The organism is Streptomyces sp. NRRL WC-3618 (assembly GCF_001280005.1).
Lineage (GTDB): Bacteria > Actinomycetota > Actinomycetes > Streptomycetales > Streptomycetaceae > Streptomyces.
The window spans coordinates 1-568 of the sequence record NZ_LGDW01000284.1 but is presented as its reverse complement, the minus strand read 5'-3'; the positions used below and the strand labels follow the sequence as shown (position 1 = coordinate 568).

At 68.8% G+C, this 568-nt stretch carries 1 protein-coding gene; it reads left to right on the top strand.

Features of this window, described 5'->3' with window-relative positions; translation table 11 throughout:
* On the top strand, positions 1-568 hold a 568-nt coding region (locus ADL01_RS23035; protein ID WP_159049599.1), incomplete at both ends, for a hypothetical protein.

The following is a 568-nucleotide window of genomic DNA, read 5'->3' as shown; positions in this document are numbered from 1 at the left end:
CCGCGTCACGGGTTACGACACGGACTACCGGCCCACGGGCACCGAGACGGTGATTCCGGCGGCGGGCCCGGCGACCGCGGGCCTGTCGGGCACGTACGCCTACGGATACACGTACACGTCGACCGGGAAGCCGCTGTCGGTCACCATGCCGGCGGTCGGTGGCCTGCCGAGGGAGAGGGTCGTCACCCGCTACAACAGCGACGGCCTGCCGGAATCGACGTCTGGCCTGACCTGGTACACATCGGACGTCACCTACTCCCCGTACGGCGAGCCGCTGCGTACGGTGTCGGGCGCGCAGCCCTACCGGGTGTGGACGACGAACTTCGTCGACCCGTCCACGGGCCGCCTCCAGCGCACGGTGGCGGACCGCGAGCTGGCCGAACACCGGATCACGGACAGCTATTACTCGTACGACGACTCGGGCATGATCACGTCCAACGCCCGTCAGCTGTCGGACCTGCCGACCGGGCCGTGGGACACGCAGTGCTTCACGTACGACGTGATGGGTGAGCTGGTCAACGCCTGGACGTCGAAGATCACGCCGGTCGACGGCCAGGGCTGCAAGGCG